Source organism: Streptomyces sp. NPDC048291 (assembly GCF_043201715.1).
In the GTDB taxonomy this organism is placed as follows: Bacteria; Actinomycetota; Actinomycetes; order Streptomycetales; family Streptomycetaceae; genus Streptomyces.
Genome location: NZ_JBICZC010000007.1, coordinates 305,443 through 327,333, shown reverse-complemented (window position 1 = coordinate 327,333; position 21,891 = coordinate 305,443). Strand labels below are relative to the sequence as shown.

18 protein-coding genes are annotated in these 21,891 nt (G+C 72.9%); 8 read left to right on the top strand and 10 right to left on the bottom strand.

Annotated elements, in window-relative coordinates; genetic code table 11:
• The first annotated feature begins 106 nt into the window (after window positions 1-106).
• The 5 genes from ACGF5O_RS20965 (at window position 107) to ACGF5O_RS20945 (ending at window position 7,555) form a co-directional block, all read left to right on the top strand.
• Window positions 107-1,639: a flavin monoamine oxidase family protein gene (locus ACGF5O_RS20965; protein WP_393811353.1), complete on the top strand. Its 1,533-nt coding sequence runs from the start codon at window positions 107-109 to the stop codon at window positions 1,637-1,639.
• 118 nt (window positions 1,640-1,757) lie between these two features.
• On the top strand, window positions 1,758-3,995 hold the full coding sequence (locus ACGF5O_RS20960) for an acetate--CoA ligase family protein (protein WP_393811352.1): 2,238 nt from the start codon (window positions 1,758-1,760) through the stop codon (window positions 3,993-3,995).
• A complete protein-coding gene (locus tag ACGF5O_RS20955) occupies window positions 3,995-4,801 on the top strand; it encodes an enoyl-CoA hydratase/isomerase family protein (protein ID WP_393811351.1) in 807 nt (268 codons plus the stop codon). The genes ACGF5O_RS20960 and ACGF5O_RS20955 overlap by 1 nt, the downstream gene beginning before the upstream one ends.
• Window positions 4,802-4,862: 61 nt before the next feature.
• Window positions 4,863-5,462: a flavin reductase family protein gene (locus ACGF5O_RS20950; RefSeq protein ID WP_393811350.1), complete on the top strand. Its 600-nt coding sequence runs from the start codon at window positions 4,863-4,865 to the stop codon at window positions 5,460-5,462.
• A gap of 566 nt (window positions 5,463-6,028) precedes the next feature.
• On the top strand, window positions 6,029-7,555 hold the full coding sequence (locus tag ACGF5O_RS20945; RefSeq protein WP_393811349.1) for an ATP-binding protein: 1,527 nt from the start codon (window positions 6,029-6,031) through the stop codon (window positions 7,553-7,555).
• Here the strand turns inward: ACGF5O_RS20945 and ACGF5O_RS20940 are convergent.
• On the bottom strand, window positions 7,552-8,895 hold the full coding sequence (locus ACGF5O_RS20940; RefSeq protein ID WP_393811348.1) for an MFS transporter: 1,344 nt from the start codon (window positions 8,893-8,895) through the stop codon (window positions 7,552-7,554). The two genes, ACGF5O_RS20945 and ACGF5O_RS20940, sit on opposite strands and share 4 nt — an antisense overlap.
• A gap of 70 nt (window positions 8,896-8,965) precedes the next feature.
• Between ACGF5O_RS20940 and ACGF5O_RS20935 the strand changes: the two genes are divergently transcribed.
• Window positions 8,966-9,994, top strand: coding sequence for a GlxA family transcriptional regulator (locus ACGF5O_RS20935; protein ID WP_393811347.1), 1,029 nt, complete (start codon window positions 8,966-8,968; stop codon window positions 9,992-9,994).
• Here ACGF5O_RS20935 and ACGF5O_RS20930 read toward each other — a convergent pair.
• From ACGF5O_RS20930 to ACGF5O_RS20915, 4 genes are all read right to left on the bottom strand, one after another.
• The gene (locus ACGF5O_RS20930) at window positions 9,893-11,155 is read right to left on the bottom strand and encodes an MFS transporter (RefSeq protein ID WP_393811346.1); all 1,263 of its coding nucleotides are present in this window, start codon (window positions 11,153-11,155) and stop codon (window positions 9,893-9,895) included. The genes ACGF5O_RS20935 and ACGF5O_RS20930 overlap by 102 nt on opposite strands.
• 80 nt (window positions 11,156-11,235) lie before the next feature.
• Window positions 11,236-12,285, bottom strand: a complete 1,050-nt coding sequence (locus tag ACGF5O_RS20925) for a Zn-dependent alcohol dehydrogenase (protein ID WP_393811345.1) — start codon at window positions 12,283-12,285, stop codon at window positions 11,236-11,238.
• Window positions 12,285-13,439, bottom strand: coding sequence for an acyl-CoA dehydrogenase family protein (locus ACGF5O_RS20920; RefSeq protein WP_393811344.1), 1,155 nt, complete (start codon window positions 13,437-13,439; stop codon window positions 12,285-12,287). The genes ACGF5O_RS20925 and ACGF5O_RS20920 overlap by 1 nt, the downstream gene beginning before the upstream one ends.
• Window positions 13,440-13,588: 149 nt before the next feature.
• Window positions 13,589-14,503: an SDR family NAD(P)-dependent oxidoreductase gene (locus ACGF5O_RS20915; RefSeq protein ID WP_393811343.1), complete on the bottom strand. Its 915-nt coding sequence runs from the start codon at window positions 14,501-14,503 to the stop codon at window positions 13,589-13,591.
• Between the two features lie 86 nt (window positions 14,504-14,589).
• Between ACGF5O_RS20915 and ACGF5O_RS20910 the strand changes: the two genes are divergently transcribed.
• On the top strand, window positions 14,590-15,525 hold the full coding sequence (locus ACGF5O_RS20910) for a cyclase family protein (protein ID WP_393811342.1): 936 nt from the start codon (window positions 14,590-14,592) through the stop codon (window positions 15,523-15,525).
• 326 nt (window positions 15,526-15,851) lie between these two features.
• On the opposite strand, the gene ACGF5O_RS20905 is transcribed toward ACGF5O_RS20910, so the two are convergent.
• The 3 genes from ACGF5O_RS20905 to ACGF5O_RS20895 form a co-directional block, all read right to left on the bottom strand.
• Window positions 15,852-16,328, bottom strand: a complete 477-nt coding sequence (locus ACGF5O_RS20905) for an ATP-binding protein (RefSeq protein ID WP_362591765.1) — start codon at window positions 16,326-16,328, stop codon at window positions 15,852-15,854.
• 553 nt (window positions 16,329-16,881) lie between these two features.
• Window positions 16,882-17,757 carry an acyl-CoA dehydrogenase family protein gene (locus ACGF5O_RS20900; RefSeq protein WP_393811341.1) on the bottom strand — a complete coding sequence of 292 codons (876 nt, stop codon included), beginning with the start codon at window positions 17,755-17,757 and terminating at the stop codon, window positions 16,882-16,884.
• Window positions 17,758-17,763: 6 nt separating this feature from the next.
• Window positions 17,764-18,894, bottom strand: a complete 1,131-nt coding sequence (locus ACGF5O_RS20895; protein ID WP_393811340.1) for an acyl-CoA dehydrogenase family protein — start codon at window positions 18,892-18,894, stop codon at window positions 17,764-17,766.
• Window positions 18,895-19,025: 131 nt separating this feature from the next.
• Between ACGF5O_RS20895 and ACGF5O_RS20890 the strand changes: the two genes are divergently transcribed.
• On the top strand, window positions 19,026-20,561 hold the full coding sequence (locus ACGF5O_RS20890) for a class I adenylate-forming enzyme family protein (protein ID WP_393811564.1): 1,536 nt from the start codon (window positions 19,026-19,028) through the stop codon (window positions 20,559-20,561).
• Here ACGF5O_RS20890 and ACGF5O_RS20885 read toward each other — a convergent pair.
• Both ACGF5O_RS20885 and ACGF5O_RS20880 read right to left on the bottom strand, forming a co-directional pair.
• On the bottom strand, window positions 20,545-21,057 hold the full coding sequence (locus tag ACGF5O_RS20885) for an EF-hand domain-containing protein (RefSeq protein WP_393811339.1): 513 nt from the start codon (window positions 21,055-21,057) through the stop codon (window positions 20,545-20,547). The two genes, ACGF5O_RS20890 and ACGF5O_RS20885, sit on opposite strands and share 17 nt — an antisense overlap.
• Window positions 21,058-21,232: 175 nt before the next feature.
• Complete coding sequence (locus ACGF5O_RS20880) at window positions 21,233-21,607, bottom strand: STAS domain-containing protein (RefSeq protein ID WP_393811338.1); 375 nt, start codon at window positions 21,605-21,607, stop codon at window positions 21,233-21,235.
• Between the last annotated feature and the right edge of the window lie 284 nt (window positions 21,608-21,891).

Genomic DNA, 21,891 nt, shown 5'->3' with positions numbered 1-21,891 from the left:
CGTTGCTTGTTACCGGCGGTAGCATCCCGCCCGTGCCCGGGACCAGAATGTGAGCCCTGCTCAACTTTCCGGTTCCACCCCCTCTCGCCCAGCACGGAGGACGCACGTGGCACGTGAAAGACAGCCCTCACCCCAGCCGTCACCCCAGCCCTCACCCCGGCTCTCCCGCCGCTCCCTCCTGGGCGGTGCCGCCGCCGGAGCCGCCGGCCTCACCGCGGTCTCCGCGGGCGCCGCCCCGGCCGCCACGGCCGCCGCGTCCCGGACCGTGGACGTCGCGATCGTCGGCGGCGGCATCGCCGGGCTCACCGCGGCCCGCGACCTGGTGGCCGGCGGCAGGACGGTGGCGGTGCTGGAGGCCTGGGACCGGGTCGGCGGCCGGGTGGTGAACCTGAAGCTGGCCAACGGCGGTTACACCGAGGGCGGCGGCGAGTTCGTCGGCCCCACCCAGAACCGCATCAAGGCCCTCGCCGACTCCCTGGGCGTCGCCACCTTCACCACGTACAACACGGGGAACAACCTCCTCTACAAGGACGGCAAGCGCACCCCGTACGACACCGGCGGCCTGCTCGGCTCGGTCCCGCCGGTGGACGCGGCCGGCCTCGCCAACGCGGCGATCGTGCAGTCGGAGCTGGACGGCATGGCCGCGACGGTGCCGGTGGACGCCCCCTGGACCGCCGCCAAGGCCGCCGAGTGGGACAAGCAGACCTTCGAGAGCTGGCTGAACGCCCACGCGATCGTGCCCTCCGCCAAGTTCCTGCTGGACCTGGCCTGCACGTCGGTCTTCTCGGCCCAGCCCCGCGAACTCTCCCTGCTCTACGTCCTCTACTACATCGCCGCCGCCGGCGACGAGTCCAACGCCGGCACCCTGGAACGCCTCACCGACACGGCCGGCGGCGCCCAGGAGTCCCGTTTCGTCGGCGGCTCCCAGCAGGTCCCGATCAAGCTGGCCGCGACCCTCGGCGACCGGGTGGTGCTGAGCGCGCCGGTGCGGTCCATCGTCAGGTCCGGCGGCGGGTACGTCGTCACGGCGGACGGCGTCACGGTCACCGCGACCCGGGTCGTCGTCGCGCTGCCGCCCCCGCTGGCCGCCCGGATCGACTACGACCCGCTGCTCCCGGCCGCCCGCGACCAGCTCACCCAGCGGATGCCGATGGGCTCGATCGGCAAGGCCATCGCGGTCTACGACACCCCGTTCTGGCGGGCCGACGGTCTCAACGGGCAGGCGGTCAGCGACTCCGGAGTGGTCCGCTCGACCTTCGACAACTCCCCGCCGGACGGCTCCTACGGCGCCCTGATGGGGTTCATCGAGGCCGACGAGATGCGGGCGTACGACGCGGCGGGCGAGGCCGACGTCAGGGCCGCCGTGCTGGCCGACTACGCCAACTACTTCGGCGACAAGGCCAAATCCCCCACTTCCTTCGTGCTGCAGCGCTGGGACAATGAGGGCTTCTCGCGGGGCGGCCCGGTGGCCTACGCGCCGCCCGGGGTGCTCACCGAGTACGGGGCCGCGCTGCGCGAGCCGGCGGGCGGGATCCACTGGGCCGGGACGGAGACGTCGACGTTCTGGACCGGGTACATGGACGGGGCGGTGCGGTCGGGCGAGCGGGCGGCGAAGGAGGTACTGGCCGCCCTCGGGTGAGAAGAAGAGCCGCTTCAGCCCTCAACTTTGCGTGCAGACCGGTTCCTGACGCAGCGTCAGTTCAGTAATCTGACACTGCGTCAGTTAATTGTGCTGTCACACAGGAGCGGGCGGAACGATGCTTGGATCAACCCACGGCACCCTCACCACCGACTCCCGCCGGGCCCGGGTCATCGCCTGCGGTGAGCAGCGTCCCGGGCCCGCCGTCCACGGCCGCGCGGCCGACTCGGACGACGCGGACGCGCTGGACGTCAGCGGACGGCCGCTGTACGCGGACGTACCGGATCTGGACAGGTTCTTCCGCCCCGAGTCCGTCGCCGTGATCGGCGCCTCGGACGCCGAGGGGCGGCCCAACACCGGCATCACCCGGCAGCTGCTCGACTGGGCCGGGCGGGTCGGGGCCCGGGTACACCCGGTGCATCCGACCCGGCCGTCGGTCTTCGGCATCGCCTGCGTGCCCTCCGTCGCCGACCTGCCCGAGCAGGTCGACCTCGCCGTGCTGCTGGTCGCCGACCCGCTGCCGGTGATCGAGGAACTGGCCGAGGCCAAGGTGAAGTTCGCCGTGGCCTTCGCGTCCGGGTTCGCCGAGACCGGCGAGGAGGGCGCGGCCGCCCAGACCCGCCTCGCGGCGGCCGTACGCCGGTCCGGGCTGCGGCTGCTCGGCCCGAACACCAACCTGAACGCCTTCGAGCGGTTCCGCGACGACCTGGACGGCCCGGCGATCGCCCTGATCACCCAGTCCGGCCACCAGGGGAGGCCCGTCTTCGCCGCCCAGGAACTCGGCATCCGGCTCTCGCACTGGGCGCCGACCGGCAACGAGGCCGACCTGGAGACCGCCGACTTCATCTCCTACTTCGCCGAGCGCCCCGAGGTCGGCGCCATCGCCTGCTACGTCGAGGGCCTCAAGGACGGCCGCGCCTTCCTGCTCGCCGCCGACCGCGCGGCCCGCCGCCAGGTGCCCGTGGTCGCCGTGAAGGTCGGCCGCACCGAGGCCGGCGCCCGCACCGCCGCCTCCCACACCGGCAAGCTGACCGGCGCGGACGACGTGGTCGACGCCGCGCTGCGCCAGTACGGCGTGATCCGCGTCGACGGCCTCGACGAACTCCAGGACACCGCGGCCCTGCTGGCCCGGGCCCGGGCACCGCGCGCCGACGGGGTGGTCGTCTACTCGATCTCGGGCGGCACCGGCGCCCACGTCGCCGATCTCGCCGCCGGCCTCGGCCTGCGGCTGCCGGAGCTGTCGGCGGCCCGGCAGGCCGAGCTGCACCAGTGGATACCGGAGTACCTGAGCGTGGCCAACCCGGTCGACAACGGCGGGCACCCGGTGGGCGACTGGCGCGGCCGGAAGATCATCGACGCGATCCTCGCCGACCCGGAGGTCGGGGTGCTGGTCTGCCCGATCACCGGCCCGTTCCCGCCGCTCAGCGACAAGCTCGTCCAGGACCTGGTGGACGCGGCCGAGGCGACCGACAAGCTGGTGTGCGTGGTGTGGGGTTCACCGGTCGGCACCGAGGCCGCCTACCGCGAGGTCCTGCTCGGCTCCTCCCGGGTGGCCACCTTCCGCACGGTCGGCAACTGCCTCACCGCCGTCCGCGCCTACCTCGACCACCACCGCTTCGTGAGCGACTACCACTCCCCCTTCGACGAGGCCCCGCGCACCCCGTCCCCGTCCTACCGCAAGGCGCTCGCGCTGATGCGTCCCGGACAGCAGCTGAGCGAGCACGCAGCGAAGCAGCTGCTGCGCGCCTACGGCATCCGGGTTCCGCGCGAGCAGCTGGTGACCAGCGCGGCGGCGGCCGTGCGCGCGGCCGGGCTGGTCGGCTACCCGGTGGTGATGAAGGCGTCCGGCGGCCAGATCGCCCACAAGACGGAGCTGGGCCTGGTGAAGATCGGCCTGACCTCGGCCAGCCAGGTCCGGGACGCGTACCGCGACCTGACGGACATCGCCCGCTACGAGGGGGTCGCCCTGGACGGCGTACTGGTCTGCCAGATGGTGGAGCGGGGCGTGGAGATGGTCGTCGGGGTCACCCACGACGACCTGTTCGGGCCGACGGTGACCGTGGGGCTCGGCGGGGTCCTGGTCGAGGTGCTGCACGACGCGGCGGTGCGCGTGCCGCCGTTCGGCGAGGAGCAGGCCCGGGACATGCTCGCGGAGCTGCGCGGGCGGGCCCTGCTGGACGGGGTCCGGGGCCGGCCGCCGGCCGATCTCGAAGCCCTCGTCGAGGTGGTCCTCCGGGTCCAGCGGATGGCCCTGGAGCTCGGCGACCAGCTCGCCGAGCTCGACATCAACCCGCTGATGGTGCTGGAGCAGGGCCAGGGCGCGGTGGCGCTGGACGCGCTGGCGGTGTGCCGCTGATGGACACCGTCCGGTACGTGACCGCGGAGCGGGTCGCCCACCTCACCCTGGACCGCCCCGACGCGCTCAACGCCCTCACCCCCGACCAGCGCGACCACGTCATCCACCTGCTCGGCGAGGCCTCCGCGGACCCGGGGATCGGCGCGGTGGTCATCACCGGCACCGGCCGCGCCTTCTGCGCGGGCGCCGACCTCCGCGGCAGCGGCAGCGGCAGCGGCAGCGGCAGCGGCACAGCCGAACGCGTGCCGGGGGACGTGGCCCGCACCATCCGGCTCGGCGCCCAGCGGCTGATCGGCGCCGTCCTCGACTGCGAGAAACCGGTGATCGCGGCCGTCAACGGCACCGCAGCCGGCCTCGGCGCCCATCTCGCGCTCGCCTGCGACCTGGTCCTGGCCGCCGAGTCGGCCCGGTTCATCGAGGTGTTCGTGCGGCGCGGCCTGGTCCCCGACGGCGGCGGCGCCTACCTGCTCCCCCGGCTGATCGGCCCGCACCGCGCGAAAGAGCTGATGTTCTTCGGCGACGCGCTCTCGGCGCCGGAGGCCGAACGCCTCGGCCTGGTCAACCGGGTCGTCCCGGACGCCGACCTGCCCAAGACGGCCCGCGACTGGGCGGCCCGCCTGGCCACCGGCCCCACCCGCGCCCTGGCCCTCACCAAGCAGCTCGTCAACGCCTCCCTGGACACCGACCGGGCGTCCGCCTTCGCCGCCGAGGCCGCCGCCCAGGAGATCAACATGACGACCCGGGACGCCCAGGACGGGGTGCGGGCCTTCGTGGAGCGCAGGACCCCCGATTTCCAGGGCAGATGACGCCGATACCGGGTCCCTGCCCCTTCCCATCTGATGCCCCGTCACTTTCAATGAAGAGGTGATGGGACACGCAGGGGCAGCCGCGGCTGCCGTCCGTTATCTGAGGTCGGTTCCCGCGGCGGGGCCCGTGGAGGCGCTGCCGCGCCCGGAGTTGCGGTGCGTGCGCGCGGACGAGCGGGCGCCGGTCGACCAGACGGAGTTCCGGCGCGTGCTCGGCACCTTCGCGACCGGGGTGACCGTGATCACCGCACCGGCCGCCGAGGGCGAGTCCTCCCCGGCCGGCTTCGCCTGCCAGTCCTTCTCCTCCCTCTCCCTCGACCCGCCGCTGGTCTGCTTCATGGTCGGCCGCACGTCGGCCACCTGGCCGCGGATCGCCCGCGCCGGCGTCTTCTGCGTCAACGTCCTCGGCGCGGGCCAGGGCGAGCTGTGCCGCGCCTTCGCGGTGAGCGGCACCGACAAGTTCACCGGCGTCACCCACGACCCGGCCCCGGTCTCCGGCTCCCCCCGGCTGACCGGCGCCGCCGCCTGGATCGACTGCACGGTCCACGCCGTGCACACGGGCGGCGACCACCTGATCGTGGTGGGCCGGGTGACCGCGCTGGGCACGGGCGAGGACCCGGACCGGGCGCCGCTGCTGTTCCACAAAGGACGCTTCCTTTAGCCGGTCAGGCACCCCTGGGCGGCCTGCCACTTTTCGGACCGACAGGACGCCAGGACATCACTTCGTCCCCGGACAGGCCGAGACGGTTGAGGCGTTCGGTGTAGAGGCTGCCAAGAGGCTCCTCCCCCTTCTCGGGTGAGCGGCGGGTTCGGCCCCGGGCTCTGTGATCCGGGGCAGTTGCTCCACGCGTGCCCTGAGCAGCCGCAAGGCCGAACGAGATGAAACGCTCGCTCGGCATGTCGTACTTCCCGCCGCCTCCAGCAGAAGGGCCTGAGGAAGTCCGCCGACGTGAAGCGCGGCGTTACCGGGTGCGGGTACCTCACCATCGGCATACCCCTCGCCCTCCTCCCAGCGCTGCGCCTCCCACAGCCCCTCCCAACGGCGCCGTCCCTCGAGACCGGACGCCTTGTACCGGGGCGGGGCGGCCTGGGGAACGTACTCATCGGCCAGGAGTTCGGGGTGGCGACGCCGGCGCTCGCCGTCGGGGGCCTCCTCGGCATTTGAGTCATTAGGGATACACTCCTTAGAAGTGTATCCCTAAGGGTAGCGAGACCCCGGGAGTGGTCATGCAGCAGCCGAGGCCGGCCAAGCCGTCACGCGTCTTCGACCGGGGCGCCGAGTGGGACGCACTCACGGCCTTCGCGAACCGGCCCGTACCGCACGCCGCGCTCGGAGTCCTCAGCGGCAGGCGCCGTATGGGGAAGACGTATCTGCTGCGGGCGCTCGTCGAACAGTGCGGCGGGTTCTACTTCGGGGCCACCGACGCCACCGAGGCGGAGTCCCTGAGGCAGTTCAGCGCCGCCCTGGCCGAACACGTGGGCTCGCCCGTGCCCTTCTCGTTCGCCTCCTGGGACGACGCGGTCACCTACCTCTTCGGGCTCTCCACCGGTGCCCGGACACCCGGTGGCCAGGCACCTGACTCCCCTTTTCTCGCGGTCATCGACGAGTTCCCGTATCTCGTGCGGGCGGCTCCGGAACTCCCCTCCCTGATCCAGCGCGCGATCGACCGGGGCCAAGTGGAGGAGAGCCGCATGCGACTGCTGCTGTGCGGCTCGGCGATGTCCGTCATGGGCGGACTGCTGGCCAGCAGTGCGCCGCTGCGGGGGCGGGCCCAGCTCGAACTCGTCGTACGGCCCTTCGGCTATCGGGCGGCGGCGGACTTCTGGGGTGTCGCCACGGATCCCGCGTTGGCAGCCCGGTTGCACGCGGTCCTCGGCGGCACCCCGGCCTACCGCCGCCAGTTCCTGGCGGACGATGTCCCCGCCGATCTGGACGGCTTCGACGAATGGATCTGCCGGACGGTTCTCTCCCCGTTCAGTCCCCTCTTCCGGGAGGCCCGCTACCTGCTTGCCGAGGAGGCCGACATCCGGGACACGGCGCTGTACCACTCGGTGCTGGCTGCCGTGGCGCAGGGCAACACCACGCGTGGAGGCATCGCGAGCTACATCGGCCGCAAGTCCGTCGACATCTCGCACCCGCTCAACGTCCTGGAGGACAGCCATCTTCTGATGCGGGAGGCCGACATCTTCCGGGCCGGGAAGTCCCAGTACCGCATCACCGAGCCCCTGATCACCTTCTACGAGGCCGTCATGCGTCCGGCCTGGGCCCGGCTGGAAGCGGGTCAGGCCGCCGAGGTGTGGGCGCAGGCAGGCCAACGCTTCGCGGCGCAGGTGGCCGGTCCGCACTTCGAGGCGATGTGCCGTGAGTACGTCCTGGGGCCCGGGCGGACCCTGCTGAGCACGTCTCTGGGTGAGGTGGGCAGCGGCGTTGTGACCGATACGAAGGAACGTCGGCAGATCCAGGTCGATGTAGCCGTCGTCGAGCAGGGGTCCGGAGCAAACCGCCCGTCGGTCGCGCTGCTCGGCGAGGCGAAGTGGGGCACGGTCATGGGGGTCAACCACCTCGAACGCCTTGCACGCGCGAGGGAACTGCTCGCCGGGCGCGGCATGGACACCTCGCACTGCGGGTTGGCCTGTTTCAGTGCGGCCGGCTTCAGCGAAGCTCTGCGCGCCGAGGCGACGCGCAGCGGAGCGCTGTTGATCGGCCTGGACGAGTTGTACGGCCGGTCCATGCCGACGGGGTTCCTGCCCTAGGCCGCTGACACCGCCCGGTTCACGGCGCCGAGTGCCCCCGCCGCCACCGGCCGGCGCCGGATCAGCAGGGCCATCAGGGCCGCCGCCGCGCACAGGGTGCCGGAGGCGTACCAGACCATGTCGTACGTTCCGAAGGCGTCGCGGGCGACGCCGCCCAGCCAGGCGACGAGGGCCGCGCCGATCTGGTGGGAGGCGAGGACCCAGCCGAAGACGATGGCGCTGTCGTCGCCGTACCGCTCCCGGCACAGGGCCAGGGTGGGCGGGACGGTGGCGACCCAGTCGAGGCCGTAGAAGACGATGAAGAAGATCATCGAGGGGTGGACCGCCGGGCCCAGCAGCATCGGCAGGAAGAGGAGCGAGATGCCGCGCAGGGCGTAGTAGACGGCGAGCAGGCGGCGCGGTTCGAAGCGGTCGGTGAACCAGCCGGAGGCGATCGTGCCGACGACGTCGAAGACGCCGATGACCGCGAGCAGCGAGGCCGCCGTGGTGACCGGCAGGCCGTGGTCGTGGGCGGCGGGCACGAAGTGGGTCTGGACCAGGCCGTTGGTGGACGCCCCGCAGATCGCGAAGGTCCCGGCGAGCAGCCAGAAGGGCCCGGTGCGGACGGCGGAGGCCAGCACGCCGAGGGTCCTGCGGGCGGCTCCGGTGACCGGCGCCGGCTTCGGCACGAACTCGGTGGCGCCGTACGGCTTCTGCCCCACGTCCGCCGGGTGGTCGCGCAGCAGCAGCCAGACGAAGGGGACGACCGCGAGGGCGGCGAGCGCGACGGTGACGGCGGCCGGGCGCCAGTCGTACGTCTCGACCATCCAGGAGAGGAGCGGGAGGAAGATCAGCTGGCCGGAGGCGGAGGCCGCGGTGAGGATGCCGCTGACCAGGCCTCGGCGGGTGGTGAACCAGCGGTTGGTGACCGTGGCCGCGAAGGCGAGCGCCATCGAGCCGGAGCCGAGGCCGACCAGCAGGCCCCAGCAGAGCATCAGCTGCCAGGCCGCCGTCATCCACACGGTCAGGCCCGAGCCGACGGCGATCACGGTCAGCGCGACGGCCACCACCCGCCGTATGCCGAAACGGTCCATCAGCGCGGCGGCGAAGGGCGCGGTGAGCCCGTACAGCGCGAGGTTGACGGAGACCGCCGCGCCGATCGTGCCGCGCGACCAGCCGAACTCCGTGTGCAGGGGGTCGATGAGCAGGCCGGGCAGGGAGCGGAACGCGGCCGCGCCGATGATCGTGACGAAGGTGACGGCGGCGACGAACCAGGCGCGGTGGATGCGCGGTGAACGGGTCGGCTTCGAGCCCTCCGAGTCCTCGGCGGGGGCGGCTGCGGCTGCGCTTGTCTGGGGCACGCCACAAATATCCGGCCGCGGGTTCCCTCCATCGAGTGGCCAGGAGGACAGCATTCGCTAGGATCGGGCCATGAGCAGTGACCCCGGCTTCCGCCCGCACCGTGTCGTCGTCCTCGCCCTGGACGGCCTGCTCCCCTTCGAGCTGGGCATCCCGCACCGCATCTTCGGCCGTCCCAAGGACGACCGGGGGCGTCATCTCTACGAGGTCGTGACCTGCTCGGTCCGCCCGCCCGGCCCGGTCGCCACCGACGCCGACTTCGCGATCCACGTGCCCAACGGCCCGGAGACGCTGGCCACCGCCGACACCGTGATCGTCCCGGCCTCGTACGAGCTGGGCCCGGTCTTCGAGCAGGGCGTCCTCACCCCCGAACTGGCCGCCGCCCTCGCCCACATCCGCCCCGGCACCCGGCTCGCCTCCATCTGCACCGGCGTCTACGTGCTGGCCGCCGCCGGCTACCTGGACGGCCGCCCGGCGACCACGCACTGGGCCGAGGCGGACCACCTCCAGCGGCTGTTCCCGCGGCTGGAGGTGGACGCAGACGTCCTCTTCATCGACGACGGCGACATCCTCACCTCCGCCGGGGTGGCCGCCGGCATCGACCTGTGCCTGCACATGGTCCGCCGCGACCACGGCACGGCCGTCGCCAACGAGGTGGCCCGCCGCACCGTCGTCCCCCCGCACCGGGACGGCGGCCAGGCCCAGTACATCCACCGCCCCGTCCCCGACCCCCAGGTCGCCACCACCACCGCCGCCCGCGCCTGGGCGCTGGGCCGCCTCCACGAGCCCATCCAGCTGCGCGACATGGCCGAGCAGGAGGCCATGTCGGTACGGACCTTCACCCGCCGTTTCCGCGAGGAGACCGGCGTCAGCCCCGGCCAGTGGCTCACCCAGCAGCGCGTCGAACGCGCCCGCCACCTCCTGGAGTCCACCGGCCTCTCCGTCGACCAGGTCGCCCGGGACGCCGGCTTCGGCACCGCCCAGTCGATGCGCCAGCACCTACAGACGACGCTCGGCGTCACCCCGACCGCGTACCGCCGTACCTTCCGCACCGGGGCGGGCACCGGCGACGGCCCCGGCACGGTAGGCGCCACGCGCTGACCTCCCGGCCCGCCGCACCTCGCCCCACCAGCCGAGCGCGCTGAGCGTCAGGGTCACCCCGACCCCGGCCAGGACGGCCGTGGACGGTGCCACCACCCGCAGCAGCGCACCGGCGAGGGACCCGGTCGCGGCGTAACCGACGCCCGCGGCCGCGTACATGACCGAGTACCCGGCGGCCAGGGCACTCGGCGGGAGTACCGCGCGCAGCGCCAGGTTGCGGGTGAGCATGGCGGCCGACTGGAGCATGCCGCCCAGGACGAGCACGGGCGCGATCCCGGCCGTGTGCGGTATCAGCGCCGCGAGCGCCACACAGGCCGCCGTACCGCCCATCAGCAGCACGCTGTGGGTGCGCAGCCGCCCCGGCCAGGCGCGCAGGCCGTGCAGGAACGCGCCGAGCCCGCCGCCCACCGCCATCCCGGCCAGCAGCGGGCCCGACCAGCCCACGCCGATCCCGCGCTGTTCGAGCAGGGCGGGCAGCACGAGTTCGGACAGCCCGAGCAGGGTCATGCTGGCCGCGCCCGTGATGTACACCGGCCAGGCGCCGGCCAGGACGCGTGCGAGGGGCGCTTCCGCGTGCTCGCCCGCGCCCATGCCCCAGGCCGCCGGCAGGAGCCACAGCCCGGCCACCGAGGAGGCCATGAGGGCGGCCGCGAGCCACAACGGGACGCCGGGCGCGACGCCGAGGGCCAGGCCGGCCACGGCGGCCGGGGCGACGGCCCACACGGCCGCCGTGAGGATCGACTCGACGGACAGCGCCTGTGCCGCCGCACGCTCCGGGACCAGTGCGGTGAGCAGGGTGCGCAGGCCCCCGGTGGCGGCGGCCGGCGCGGCACCGGCGACGCACGCGAGGACGGCGAGGACGGCCGGGGGCGCGGTCGGGAAGCCGCCGAGCCCGGCGAACGCGACGGCGCCGACCGCGAGTCCGGCGGCCAGCTGTGCCCGCGCCCGCTCCGGACGCAGCCGCATCCCGAGCACGGGCGCGGCCACGATCTCGCCGATCACATAGGCCGCCGCGAGCAGCGCGCCCAGCGAGTAGCCGCCGGGCCGCTCGCGCACCAGGAACACCAGGGCCAACGGCGCCATGGCGACCGGCATCCGGGCACCCACGGCAGTCCCGGCCCAGGCCAGGACCTGCCGGGACGCGACATCGCGGTAGGTCATGGGACGACGGTAGGCGGCGGGACCGACAACGCCGAGGGGTTTTCCCGGGGCTGTGGACAACTCCGTGCGCGCCTCGCCCCCTAGAAGGTGAGCACCCCCCGCGCCACCCGCCCCGCCTCCGCGTCCGCCCGCGCCTTCTCGAAGTCCTCCACCGGGTACGTCTCGGTCACCAGTTCGTCCAGCAGCAGGCTGCCCTGGCGGTACAGGCCGGCGTAGCGGGCGATGTCGTGCTGCGGGCGCGAGGAGCCGTAGCGGCAGCCCAGGATGGACTTGTCGAGGAACATGGAGGCGACGACGAAGGACGCCTCGGCGGTGGCCGCGGGCATACCGAGGAGGACGGCCTGGCCGTGCCGGTCGAGGAGGTCGACGGCCTGCCGGACCAGTTCGACCCGGCCGACGCACTCGAAGGCGTGGTCCACCCCGGTCGGCAGCAGGTCCTTCACGCCCTCCGTCGAGGTCAGGAAGTCGGTCGCGCCGAACTGCCGGGCCGCCTCCTCCTTGGCCGGGTTGGCGTCCACGGCGACGATCCGCAGGGCGCCCGCGATCCGCGCGCCCTGGATGACGTTCAGGCCGATCCCGCCGGTGCCGATGACCAGGACGGTGTCGCCGCGGTCGACGCGGGCGCGGTTCAGGACGGCGCCGACACCGGTCAGCACCCCGCACCCGATGAGGGCGGCCGACGTCAGGGGGATGTCCTTCGGGATCCGCACCGCCTGCACGGCCCTGACGACCGTCCGTTCCGCGAAGGCCGAGTTGCACGCGAACTGGTACAGGGCCTGGCCACCCCGCAGGAACGGCTTCTGCGGTCGCCCTATGGCCTTGCGGCACATGGTGGGCCGCCCCCGGTCGCAGTCGGCGCAGGCACCGCAGTTGGCGAGCGTGGACAGCGCGACATGGTCCCCCGGTGCCACATGGGTGACGCCCACACCCACGGCCTCCACGACGCCGGCGCCCTCATGACCCAGCACCACGGGAACGGGGAAGGGTATGGTCCCGTCCACCACCGACAGGTCGCTGTGGCAGAGCCCGGCCGCCGACACCGCGACCAGCACCTCCCCCGGGCCCGGCTCCCGTACGTCCAGGTCGTCGACGACCTGCACCTGCTTCCCGTTGAACACGACTCCGCGCATCACGACTCGACCCCCTTCGGTTCCCTCGGCAGACCGAGCACCCGCTCGGCGATGATCGTGCGCTGCACCTGGTCCGAGCCGCCGTAGACGGTGTCGGCCCGGGAGAAGAGGAACAGGTGCTGGGCGGCGTCCAGTTCGTACGGCGCGGCGGCCGACCAGCCGGCCGGGCCGACGCTCGCGGCGGCGCCCCGCACCAGCACGGCGAGCTCACCGAGCCGCTGGTGCCAACCGCCCCACAGCAGCTTGGCCACACTGGGCGCGCCGGGCTCCGCGGCCGGGTTCCCCAGCGTCCGCAGGGCGTTCCACCGCATCACCCGCAACTCGGCCCACTGCCGCACCAGCCGGTCCCGTACGACGGGATCGTCGGCCGCCCCGCTCTCGACCGCGTCCCGCACCACCCGCCCCAACTCCTCGGCGAACCCGATCTGCTGTGCCAGGGTCGACACCCCGCGCTCGAACCCGAGCAGGCTCATGGCGACGCGCCACCCGTTGCCCTCGCCGCCGACGACGTGCTCCGCGCGCGCGTGCGCGCCGTCGAAGAAGACCTCGTTGAAGTCGCTGGTGCCGGTCATCTGCCGGATCGGGCGGACCTCGACGCGGCCCGGCTGGTCCATGGGCACCAGCAGGAAGCTCAGCCCGTGGTGACGCCGCGAGCCGGGCTCGGTCCGCGCGAGCACGAAGCACCAGTCGGCCTCGTGCGCGAGCGAGGTCCAGATCTTCTGCCCGGAGACGCGGTAGCCGTCCGCCTCCCGGACGGCCGCGGTCCGCACCCCGGCCAGGTCGGACCCCGCGCCGGGCTCGCTGTACCCCTGGCACCACAGCTCCTCGCCGGCGGCGACGGGCGGCAGGAACCTCGCCTTCTGCTCCGGGCTGCCGTGCGCGATGAGCGTCGGGGCGAACAGGTTCTCCCCGATGTGCCCGGAGCGGGGCGGCGCGGCCGACCGCGCGTACTCCTCGGCCCAGGCGACCTGCTGGGTGAGCGTGGCGGTCCGGTTCCCGTACCCGCCCTCCGCCCACCCCAGCCCGATCCACCCGTCGGCCCCGAGGGCCCGCTCCCAACTGCGCCGGTCCACACCCGATGCGGCATGCGCACCGAGCCAGTCCCGCACTTCACTGCGAAACACCTCGTCCTCCGGCGCTACGCCGAAATCCACGGTGACCTCCAGAGCTGCGTAGAGAAGAGGGAAGTGGGCAGAGGGCGCCTGCGAACACCGACGCGGGCAACCGCCCCAAGGGGCGCGGGGAACTGCGCGAACAACCCCCGCGGCGCCGCACCCGCGCACATACCGCACCCCCCTGCCCATCAGGCGTTCGGCCGGCTTCCCGTTCGTGCGGCGGCCTCCATCGCCGCCAGCCGCGCCAGCATCGGCATCGGATCCGTCCCCACGCTCCCGGGCAGCGCCGCCGCGATCCGTTCCGGCGTCCAGGAGCCCCCGTCGGCGTACGCGGCCCGCAACTCCCTCGGCTGGGCCCACACCGCGATCTTCGGTCCGGCCACCGTGTAGACCTGCCCGGTGACCCCCGCGTCCCGCGCCGCGTCCGACAGCAGGTAGACCACGAACGCGGCCACGTCCTCCGGCTCGCCGATCTCGGTCAGTTCCGTCGGCACGCCCGCCGACATCCGGGTCCGGGCCACCGGCGCCACCGCGTTCGCGGTCACCCCGTACTTGTGCAGGCCGAGCGCCGCGCTCCGGACCAGGGAGATGATCCCGCCCTTGGCCGCGCTGTAGTTGGCCTGCGAGACCGAACCCTGGTGGTTGCCGCTGGTGAAGCCGATCAGCGTGCCGGCGCGCTGGGCGCGCATCACCGCGGACGCGGCGCGGAACACCGTGAACGTGCCCTTGAGGTGGGTGGCGACCACCGGGTCCCACTCCGCCTCGGCCATGTTGAACAGCATCCGCTCGCGCAGGATCCCCGCCACGCACACGACCCCGTCGAGCCGGCCGTACGACGACAGCGCGGTGTCCACGACCCGCTGGCCGCCGGCCATCGTGGAGATGTCGTCGGCGACCGCGACCGCGTCGCCGCCCGCCGCCCCGATCTCCTTGACGACGGCCTCGGCGACCTCGCTGGTGGGCGAGGCGCCGTCGACCGAGACGCCGTAGTCGTTGACGACGACCTTCGCCCCCTCGGCCGCCGCCGCCAGCGCCACCGCCCGTCCGATGCCGCGCCCCGCACCCGTCACGGCGACGACCTTGCCTGCCAAGAAGTTCCCCACGCCCGGCCCCTTCCCGCGGTTTCTGACGGACCGTTAGATTTTATGACCCGTCAGATGTGCGGACACAAGGCCTGGGGAGGACCCAGATGTCACTGCCGGCGCTTCATCCCGCGTTCCACGACATCGCCAAGCGCGTCAACAACTGGGGGCGCTGGGGCGCCGCCGACGAGATCGGCACGCTGAACCTGATCACCGACGAGGTGGTGCGGGAGGCGGCGGCGACGGTGCGGACCGGGCGCCGGGTGCCGCTGGCCCTGCCGCTGCGGGAGGACGGGGTGCAGACCGGGATGATCCCGGGGCGGGTCAACCCGCTGCACGCCATGGTGCAGATCAACCAGGAGCTGTTCGGCCCCGGGACGGTCGCGTGCAGCGACGACGCCGTGACCATGGGGCTGCAGGCCGGCACCCACTGGGACGCACTCACCCATGTGTCGCACTCGGGGAAGCTGTACAACGGCCGCCCCGCGGAGACCGTGACCGCGCACGGCGGGGCGGAGTTCAGCGGGATCGCCACGGCACGGCACATCGTCTCGCGCGGGGTGCTCCTCGACGTGGCACGCGCGCGTGGCGTGGACCGGCTGGCGGGCGGCCACGCGGTCACCCCGGAGGACCTGGACGCGGCCGAGGAGCTCGCCGGGACGACCGTGCGCGGCGGCGACATCGTCCTCGTACGGACCGGGCAGGTGCAGGTGTACCTCGCCGGGGACAAGCACGGGTACGGCTATCCGTCGCCGGGCCTGTCGGTGCACACCCCGGAGTGGTTCCACGCGCGCGATGTGGCCGCCGTGGCGAACGACACCCTGACGTTCGAGATCTTCCCGCCCGAGATCGAGGACCTGTGGCTGCCCGTGCACGCCCTGGACCTGGTCGAGATGGGGATGCTGCAGGGGCAGAACTGGAACCTCGAAGAGTTGTCCACAGCCTGTGGAGAAACCGGCCGGTACGCGTTCCTGCTGTCGGCGATGCCCGAGCCGTTCGTCGGGGCGACGGGCACTCCGGTCGCCCCCGTGGCCGTCCTCTGAGCACCGCGGCCGTCCCGGTGGAAGCCGGTGTCACACCCGAAGGGGCGTGACACCGGCTCTCCCCCATTCCCCCCCCTGCATCCGGACGGCTGCGCGCACCGGCCCGCCCCGAGCCCGGTCCCGCACGCCGCCGTCCGACTCGACCCACACTCGACGAGGGCGTCCGTCACCCAGACCCTCGCCGTCCCCTCGCGGCGAATCGCAGACCTCAAGCGTGAGCAAACGGTCACAAGGCGTCAACACCCGTTCGGGGTTTTACGACTTATGCCCCGGTTCACCATGGGCGCGCACGGATGCAAACCCCGGCGCATGGCCGCACACCGGGATCACACCGCCTCGAAGGCCAGCCCTTCGTACGAGGCCAGACCGCCGCCGTACGCCACCGCCGCGCCCTGCCGGGTCTCCGAACAGCGGTCGAGTTCGCACCAGATGCGCTTGCCGGCGCCTTCGGGGCTCCAGCCCCAGCGGTCGGCAAGCCCGTCGACGAGGGCGAGGCCCCGGCCGCCGGTCGCGTCGCCGTCGGCGCACCGCGGCACGGGCGCGCGGTCGCTGGCGTCGGCGACCTCCAGCCGTACGGTGACCGAGCCGTCGGCGCCCTCCCGGTCGGTGCCCGGCAGCGAGAGCCGCAGCACGGCCGGACAGCCCGTGTGCACCACGGCGTTGGTGACCAGCTCGGAGACGAGCAGGATCAGCGTCTCGGCCAGCGGCTCGTCCGCCGCTATACCGGACCCGGCGAGGCGCGAGCGGGCCCACCTTCTGGCCCGCCCCACCTCCGCGGGGTCGGGCCGGATCTCCAGCTGCACTTGAAGCACCTGCACCGCTCACACCATCCGAACCGGCGGACACATGAACCCGCGCCGACCGGGCGCCGCGGCGAGGGCCGCGACGACAAGCACGACGAGGGCCACGATCGTAGCCATTTTCTGCATGGCCAGAACAACGGCCAGAGCAAGGGTCACGGAACGTGATTCCCTTACGAGACAGCATGGTTGACGTACAGTCACCCCAACAAGCGCTTCGGGCATATTCCAGCGCGAAGGAGTACGCCTACGGCATACTGTGCGACGCTCGTGGCGGGGAGTCGAACAAGCGGGGGCGCAAGCCCTTACCGCCCTGCGAGCGGCGGTGCGCACCACGAGCGGCGGGGCCGCTTCGACGGCTCCGCCGGCATGGCTCGTCCTCGGAACCACTCGCATCCCACAGAAGGTACCCGAGGGGACAGCCGACTCCAGGCCGTGACGAGTCACGCGTTGGACACAACCCGGTATCAACGCTCAGTGACTCCGGTATGCCACAATCCGCGACATCTCGACCGTCCGAACCCATGATTCCGCAGGTCGAAGCCGTTTCGAACGCTCAACCGAGCAGCTCCGCGGCAAGCATTTCCTCACTCTCCGTATTCGATCCGGCACGCTGCGCCCGCACCCATGTCCGTTTCAGATGCAGATGCACCTCCGACTCCCAGGTGAAGCCCATCCCGCCGTGCACCTGGAGACAGTCCCGCGCGCCGCGCAATGCGGCCTCGTCGGCGAGCAGCCGGGCCGCCGCGACGTCCACGGGGTCGGCGGTCACGGCGGCGGCGTAGACGGCCACCCGCGCGGTCTCGGCGCGCACCAGCATCTCGGCACACAGGTGCTGCACCGCCTGGAACGCCCCGACGGGCCGGCCGAACTGCACGCGCGTGCGGGCGTGTTGCACGGCCAGCTCGCACACGCGCGTGGCCGTGCCGAGCTGCTCGGCGGCGGTGAGCAGCACGGCGACCGGGTCGGGCACCGCGGCGGCGGGTCCCGGGACGCGGTGCAGGGGCGTCAGCGGGTCCGCGGAGCGCACCGGTACGGCCCCCGACGCGTCCCCCGTCACCGCGTCCGCCTCGGCCAGCCACTCCGCCAGGCCGCCGTCCACGCGGGCCACCACGGCCTCCCCGGTGGCCGCGCCGGGCACGTCGGCCGCCGCGAGGTGGGTGGCCACCAGCGGTCCGGGCAGCAGCGCCCGCCCCGCCTCCTCGAACACCAACACGGCCTCCGGCAGCCCGAGTCCGACCCCGCCGTCGGCCTCCGGCAGCCGCAGCGCGAAGAACCCGGCGGCCCCCAGTTCCCGCCACAGGGCCCGGTCGAGACGCACCGGGCCGCCGTCGGCGGCGGCCCGCAGCGCCGCGCCGTCGAACCGGCGCCCGAGCAGCTCCCGCATGCCCTGGCGGACCGCCTCCTGGTCACGGGTCAGTCGAAAGCGCATGTCCGCTCACCGCCCCTTCGGCAGCCCGAGGATCCGCTCGGCCACGATGTTCCGCTGGATCTGCGAGGTCCCGGCCGCGATGGTGTACGAGAGCGAGGAGAGCCGGTCGAGGACCCAGGGCCGGTCCAGGTCGAGCGCGTCGGGCCCGAGCACGGCCGCCGCCGCGTCGTACAGCTCCTGGCGCGCGTGCGAGTACCGCAGCTTGAAGACCGAGCCGCCGACGCCCGGCACGCCGCTGCCCTCCGCCTCGCTGACGTTCCACTGGGTGAGCCGCCACAGCGCCCGGAACTCGGCGTTCAGGCGGCCGAGGCGGCGGCGCAGTTCCGGGTCGTCCCAGGCGCCGTTCGCGTGCGCCACGCGCGCGAGGTCGCCGAGCACCCGGCGGCAGGCGACGACCTCGCCGACGAAGGCGGTACCGCGTTCGAAGGAGAGGGTCACCATGGTGACGCGCCAGCCGTCGTTCTCGGCGCCGACCCGGTTGGCCGCGGGCACCCGCGCCTCGTCGAGGAACACCTCGGCGAACTCGGCCGATCCGGCGAGCGTGCGCAGCGGCCGTACGGTGATGCCCGGCGCGTCCATGGGCATGGCCAGCCAGGTGATGCCCCGGTGCCTGGGCGCCTCCGGGTCCGTCCGCACCAGCAGTTCGCACCAGTCGGCGACCTCCGCGTGCGAGGTCCAGATCTTGGACCCGCTCACCACGTAGTCGCCGCCGTCCCGCCACGCGCGCGTGCGCAGCGCCGCCAGGTCGGAGCCGGCGTCCGGTTCGCTGAAGCCCTGGCACCACACCTCGTCGCCGCGCAGGATCGGCGCCAGCCAGCGGGCCCGCTGCGCCTCGGTGCCCTCGGCCGCGATGGTGGGCCCCGCGTGCAGCAGACCGACGAAGTTGGCGCCCACGTAGGGCGCGCCGGCCTTCTCGGTCTCCTCCAGGAAGATCAGCCGGGTGGTCGGCGAGGCGTCCCAGTGGACGTCGGCGTACCCGGCGTCGTACAGCGTGCGCTGCCAGCCGAGGTCGTAGGCGCGGCGGCCCGGCCAGTCGTCGGGGCTCGGCTTGGGCGGGAGGCCGGGCAGCGCCTTGGCGAGCCACTCCCGCAGCCGCGCCCGGAACTCCTCCTCCTCGGGTGTGTACGACAGATCCACCGGCCCTCCATGGTTGACGGTCTGTCAGATCTCGCAGGCTAGCCGCGCACCCCTGGACCGACAAGGCACCAGGACCTACGATCTGACGACTCGTCAGTTCTGCCCGGCAGGGGGACTCCATGACGGACTCCGTGAACGCCACCGCACACGAGCTGAGTACCGCCCGCACCCTCTGGGACCTGGTCGACCGGCGCGCCGCGCTCACCCCCGACCGGCCGGTGTTCCTCCAGGGCGACCGCGCCCTCTCCTTCGGCGGGCTGCGCGCGCGTGCCGAACGCGTCGCGGCCGGCCTGTACGGCATGGGCGTACGCCCCGGCACGGTGGTCGCCTGGCAGCTGCCGACCCGGATCGAGACGGCCGTGCTCTCCTTCGCGCTGGCCAGGCTCGGCGCCGTCCAGTCCCCGGTCATCCCCTTCTACCGGGACCGCGAGGTCGGCTTCGCGCTGCGCGAGTCCAGGGCCGAGTTCTTCGCCGTGCCCGGCGTGTGGCGCGGCTTCGACCACACGGAGCTGGCGCGGCGGCTGGGCGCGAAGGGGATCTTCGAGGCGTACGACGACGCCGGGCTGCCCGACGGCGATCCGGGCGTGCTGCCCGCGCCGCCCGCCGAGGGCACCTCCGTCCGGTGGATCTACTGGACCTCGGGAACCACCTCGGACCCCAAGGGCGTTCTCCACACGGACCGTTCGCTCATCGCGGGCGGTTCGTGCCTCGCGCACGCGCTGCGGCTCACGGCGGACGACGTGGGCTCGATGGCGTTCCCGTACGCGCACATCGCCGGCCCCGACTACACGGTGATGCTGCTGCTGTACGGCTTCCCCGCAGTGATGTTCGAGCAGTTCGCGCTGCCGGACGCGCTGGCGGAGTACCGCAGGCACGGGGTGACGGTGGCGGGCGGTTCGACGGCGTTCTACTCGATGTTCCTGGCCGAGCAGCGCAAACGGCCCGGGACTCCGGTGATCCCCTCGCTGCGGCTGCTGGCCGGCGGCGGGGCGCCCAAGCCGCCTGAGGTGTACCACGCGGTGGTGCGCGAGATGGGGGTGCAGCTGACGCACGGGTACGGCATGACCGAGGTGCCGATGATCACGATGGGGGCGCCGGACGACACCGCGGAGAACCTGGCGACGACCGAGGGGAAGCCGCCGGCGGGGATGGAGATACGGATCGCGGAGGGCGGCGAGGTGCGGCTGCGCGGGGAGGCGGTGTGCCAGGGGTACCTGGATCCGGCGCAGTCCGCCGCGGCCTTCGACGAGGACGGGTTCCTGCGCACCGGCGACCTGGGTCGGGTGACCGGGACCGGCCATCTCGTCCTCACCGGGCGGCTGAAGGACGTGATCATCCGCAAGGGCGAGAACATCTCGGCGAAGGAGATCGAGGACCTGCTCGCCGCGCATCCGGCGGTGGCCGACGCGGCGGTGGTCGGGCTGCCGGACGCGGAGCGCGGGGAACTGGTCTGCGCGGTGGTCGAACAGCCGCCGGGATCCGCCGCGCCGACGCTCCCGGAGCTGGTGTCGTACCTGCGCGCGGAGGGGCTGTCGGTGCACAAGCTGCCGGAGCGGCTGGAGGTGGTGGACGCCCTTCCGCGCAACGAGACGCTGCGCAAGGTGCTCAAGTACAAGCTGCGCGAGCGGTTCTCCGAGGCGCCCGGGAGAGCTACTCCGGGATCGTGAAGTAGCGGGCGAACGCCGGGACGATCTCGGCCTCCGCGACATTGCCGTCGCCGTCGGTGTCGAGGCCCGACGCGATGGCCTGCGCGAGCTCCGGGACGACCCCGAGGACGCGCAGCACGCGCACGGTGTCGGCGACGGTCGCCGTGCCGGTGCCCGCGGTGTCCGCGAGGGCGAGGGCCGCGTGCAGGAAGGGGCGGGCGATCTCGCCGAACCGCTCGGGGTTGTCGTGCAGCCGCTTGACCGCGCCGCTCACGAACTCCTGGCGGGTGATGCGCTGGTCGCCGTCCCGGTCCGCCATGCCGGCCATGCCCTGCCAGAAGGCCTCCGCGCCGGCGTACAGGGCCTGGCCCTTGGCGGAGCGCGCGGGGACCTCGAACTCGGCGAGCAGCGCCTTGGCCGCCGAGTTGAAGTCCTCTCGGTCGATCCAGCCGTTGCCGTCCTGGTCGAAGGTTGCGAACCGGGCGGCGATCCGTCGCTCGTACTCGGTGCTGACCATGTCTGTTCGGGCCGCCTTACTTGACGTGGGGGTTCATCTCGCAGGGAGCGTACGACGCGGCGGCGGCCGGAGAGCGGGAAAACGACGGTTGTGCCAAGACCGGGGGAATTCCGCGACAACAACGTGGCACTGTCGTCATCGTCGGCTATGGGCCCGTCGGGCCCGTGGGACGCGGCTATGCCGACAGCGGGTCCTCCTCGTCGGAGGTCGCGCTGTCGATGTCGGCGTAGACGTCGAAGAGGCGTCGCACGCCGAGGGCGCCGAGCACCCGGTTGACGTGAGACCCGTCACTCGCGCCGTGGGCGGGCAGGATCAGCCGCAGCCGGCCCCGGCAGGAGCGGATCAGCCGGCGGGCCGCGATGAGGACGCCGACCCCGCTGGAATCGCAGAAGAAGACGTCGGACAGGTCGAGGACCAGACTGTGGTGGCCCTCCGCGACCACGTCGTGCACCCGCTGGCGCAGCGCCGGCGAGGTCACCAGGTCCAGTTCGCCCGACACCCCGAGCACGGCCCACTCACCCTGTTCGACGCCGGTCACCTTGAAAGCCACGGCTCAGCCCTCCGCTCGCCGGATCTCCGGAACCGCCCGGAAACGGAGCGTGTTCCTACGCTTCTTCTCGCGCGGCTGCCCAGCGGCCGTTCCCCGAAACCCCCGATGACAAACGAGCACCGATCGGTAAGGGTCTTGTTTCGGTCACGGTCAGTCCTGTTCGATCAGAAACAGAAGGTTTGGCCGGAGACGCGCGTGAGAGCCGAGGAGTAGTCGAGGAGTAGCCAGGGAGCAGCAGAGGGACGGCCGAGGAGCAGGGGATTACCGGAAGCGCCTACTACCAC